This is a genomic window from Stenotrophomonas sp. 2YAF22 (assembly GCF_052114665.1).
GTDB classification, from domain to species: domain Bacteria; phylum Pseudomonadota; class Gammaproteobacteria; order Xanthomonadales; family Xanthomonadaceae; genus Stenotrophomonas; species Stenotrophomonas indicatrix.
Genome location: NZ_JBFRFE010000458.1, coordinates 1 through 3529 on the forward strand (window position 1 = coordinate 1; position 3529 = coordinate 3529).

The window sequence follows — 3529 nt, forward strand, 5'->3', positions numbered from 1 at the left end:
GTGGTGTTCGGCAGCGTCTCGCTGACGGTGCCCTCGAACTCGATGGAATCGTCTTTCGACATGTAGTCCTGTGCGGTTCAGAAAACGGCCACGCTGGGCCTAAGGCGCAGCATTTTACGCGTCAAACGCCCAGCTTGCAAAGATTGTGTTATTCCCCGGCAAAATCCGCTGCCGGCACGCGCCCGACGAGCCGGGTCCAGGCGCCTTCCCGGCCCTGCGCCTGCACCGCACTGCGGACCTGCTGCAGAAACGGCGCGCGCGGCAGGTGCTCGGCGCCCATGCGCAGCAGATGCGGATTTTCCACCTGCGCATCGATCAGCGGCCAACCCCAGCCGTGCAGCGTTCGTGCCAGTGCGGCCAGTGCCACCTTGGAGCCGCCACTTTCGCCACTGAACATGCTTTCACCGAAGAACATCTCGCCGATGGCCACGCCATAGATGCCGCCGACCAGCGTCTGCCGATCCCACACCTCGAAGGAATGTGCGAAACCCAGGTCGTGCAGCTGGCTGTAGGCATCCACCATCGCCGGGCTGATCCAGGTGCCGTCCTGGCCGGGGCGGGGGGCGCTGGCGCAGGCACGCATCACCTGGCTGAAGGCGGTATCGGCGGTCACTTCCCAGTGGTTGCCACGCAGCTGCCGGCGGAACCTGCTGCTCAGGTGCACGCCGTCGGTACGGAACACCATGCGCGGGTCCGGCGACCACCACAGGATCGGCTCACCTTCGCTGAACCACGGAAAGATGCCGCCGGCATAGGCGTTGAGCAGGCGCAGCGGATGCAGGTCGCCGCCCACCGCAAGCAGGCCATCGGGTTGGCGCAGCGCTGTCTCGGCCGGCGGGAAGGGGGCATCCGGCGCATCGGCCAGGCGCCAGGGCAACTGACGGGTCATGCCGGCATTGTATTCGTCGTGGCGATGCGCGATGTCTGGCACCATCACGCACTACCGGCAAGGAGCCCCGCATGAGCGATCCGATCACCGCCATCCTCGATGCGCACGATGCGCCGCGCACACGCAATGACAGCCTGGCCATGCTGTTGACCCTGGCCAGCGAAGACCGCCCACAGCTTGGCGCGCTGCTGCTGCAGGCGCTGGATCGGCGCTCACCCGGCTCCACCTTCCTCGACACGGCGTTGGATCTGCTGCCGGACGAGGCTGTCGCCCCGGTCTGTATTGACGCTTGGCGGCGCTATCGTGACGGCGAGCGCGGCGAGCTGCTGACCAGCGTGCTGGAGTTTGCCAGCTACCAGGCGCCGCACACGCTGCAGGACGATTGGGAGGCGCTGCTGGAAGTCGCCATCGAGGATGACATCCAGCTGGCCTCGCAGGTCTGGCAGGCATTGCCGTCGTTGGTTGCGACTGACTGGGCGCATCGGTTGACCGAGGCAGACGACGATCGCGAACTGGAGCGGGCCAAGGCAGTGCTGCTGGCCACCCAGCCGGAGACTCATGCCGCGGCCCGTGGCTACCTGGCCGACTGGAGCGATCTGGATGCCGAGGTCTGGGCGCACTGGGCGGGCCTGGCCGATGGCCCGCGTCTGCGCCATCTGCATGGCCGGCAACCGCTGCACCTGCGTTTCGGAAGCAAGCAACATCGTGCACAGGTGGCCGAAGAGCCGGGCTGGCGCAAACGGATCTGGCGGCTGCATCCCAGCTGGAATGGCGGTCAGGTACAGCATGCCGGGCACATGGGCGGCCCGCTCGATGCCGTGTGTGGCAGCTGTCATGCACCGCTGCAGCGCCTGCTGCAGACCGACGCTGTGGCGCTGGAGGAGGGAGCGGCCGGCTCGATCACCCTGGGCCTGTGCCTGGACTGTTGCGGCTGGGAAGATCCACCCGTGCGCTTCTATCGTCACGATGCGGAGGGCGTGCCGAGCTGCCACCCCAGCCAGCACTGCGAAGTGCCGATCAATCCCACCGACAGCGGTGACCTGATGCAGGCAGAGGTTGGTCTTGCCGCGATGGACAGCCCTCGCTGGCAGCAGCAGGACTGGGGCCAGTCCAATCATCGGCAGAACCTGTCACGGGTGGGGGGCGCGCCCAGCTGGGTGCAGAGCGCGCACTACCCGGCGTGCATCGACTGCGGCGAGCAGATGCCTTTCGTGATGCAACTCGACTCAACGTTGCCGACCACCAATGAAGGCATGTTGCTATGGGGGAGTGGCGGCATGCTGTACAGCTTCTGGTGCGCGAAATGCCGGGTGAGCGGGCATTTCTGGCAGTGCACCTGAGCGCGTCGGTCGCCTGAAGGCTTCCATTTTTGAGATTTGTTGCATTCCCTTGTGAGGCACCTCCAGTCACCCTTTTGGTTTACATGCCCTGGGCGGACTGCCATGACCTGTATTGCTGCCATGCAAGAGCTGCTTGAGATCGCTCAAACGCCCGGGGGCTCAGATAGAGCCTTGGTTGCGATGCTCGATCTCTCTGAGCGTGATCCCGCCGCCCTCTCGACACTGCTCATTCTGGCGATGAAGGTTCGGGCGAAGAGAAGCGGGATGCTAAGGGCTGCGGCTGAGTTGCTGCCGGATGACCGTGCCACAGAGGTTTGCAGGTTTGCTTGGATCGAGTTCAAGAGCGGTAATAACCACTGGCTGGCAGCCGAGATCGCGGCGCAGGCAGCCTATCGTTCCCCCGGATTGCTCCATGATGACTGGGATGCCGTCCTACGCCTGTCGGCCCATGAGCCTATAGAAGGCCCGTTCTGGCGGGAGCTGCCGATTGAGGTCGGCCGGCGGTGGATTCAGGAGGCAAGAGGGGCATCCTCATCTGCTGCTGGCTTGCCCGGAATGCCGCTTGAAATGAGCGGGGTAGTGGAGTTCCAGGACGCCGTGCGTGATCTACACGGTTCACGGAATGACCCTTGGGCAACAATTGGACGAGAGGGATTGTCTGGTCTCGAGGCGGGCTCCGGACGCGCGCTGCATGGAGGGTATGGTCTGCACCTGCGTTTCAATGCGCAGCTCCAGCGCTTGCAACTGGCGGAATCCACGGGCGTGGAGCGCCGCCTCCAGCGTTTGCATCCAACTTGGAAGGGCGGGAGTGCAAAGGCAACGGCGCATATGGGCGGTCGCCTGCAAGGGCGGTGTGGAATATGCGACTCACCGTTGCAGCGTTTGCTGGAACTGGAGCTGGCGTTGATCGGCCCGTGCACCCTCTCGATGGTGACACTCGGCATATGCCTGGACTGCCCAGACAATGGAGAGTCCGGTTGGTGCCACGGAGATCCCGTGTACTTCCGCCACGATGCGCAGGGTCTTCCCTTCGCCCATGAATCGCAGGTTCTCGACCCGCGTGCATGTTCCGAAACGTCGCCTTCGCTATTGGTGGCGGGCGTCGATCTGGTCGAGCTTCCGGGTCGCTTCTGGCAACCGCCTAGCTATGTGGGCGGCCGGCAGAATTACAGCCGGGTGGGCGGACTGCCATCCTGGATCCAGAGCGGGTTCTATCTGTCCTGTCCCGATTGTTGCCGCACGATGTTCTTTGTCATGCAGCTTGACTCCCACATTCCTTTGGATGATGGCTCTCTGATGC

General features: G+C 64.3%; 3 protein-coding genes. 2 read left to right on the forward strand and 1 reads right to left on the reverse strand.

Annotated features, from left to right (window positions below):
* Positions 1-148: 148 nt before the first annotated feature.
* Entirely contained in the window at positions 149-889 is a 741-nt protein-coding gene (aat, locus tag AB4Y84_RS16380; RefSeq protein ID WP_312786030.1) for a leucyl/phenylalanyl-tRNA--protein transferase, read from the reverse strand.
* A 71-nt stretch (positions 890-960) separates the two neighbouring features.
* Here aat and AB4Y84_RS16385 point away from each other — a divergent pair, with 71 nt between their 5' ends.
* Both AB4Y84_RS16385 and AB4Y84_RS16390 read left to right on the forward strand, forming a co-directional pair.
* Positions 961-2229 carry a hypothetical protein gene (locus AB4Y84_RS16385; RefSeq protein WP_442243514.1) on the forward strand — a complete coding sequence of 423 codons (1269 nt, stop codon included), beginning with the start codon at positions 961-963 and terminating at the stop codon, positions 2227-2229.
* Positions 2230-2349: 120 nt separating this feature from the next.
* On the forward strand, positions 2350-3529 hold a 1180-nt coding region (locus tag AB4Y84_RS16390), incomplete at its 3' end, for a hypothetical protein (RefSeq protein WP_442250455.1).

Coding starts and splice junctions, on each gene's coding strand:
- aat (WP_312786030.1), bottom strand. CDS start 889: ATGACCCGTCAGTTGCCCTGGCGCCTGGCCGATGCGCCGGATGCCCCC.
- AB4Y84_RS16385 (WP_442243514.1), top strand. CDS start 961: ATGAGCGATCCGATCACCGCCATCCTCGATGCGCACGATGCGCCGCGC.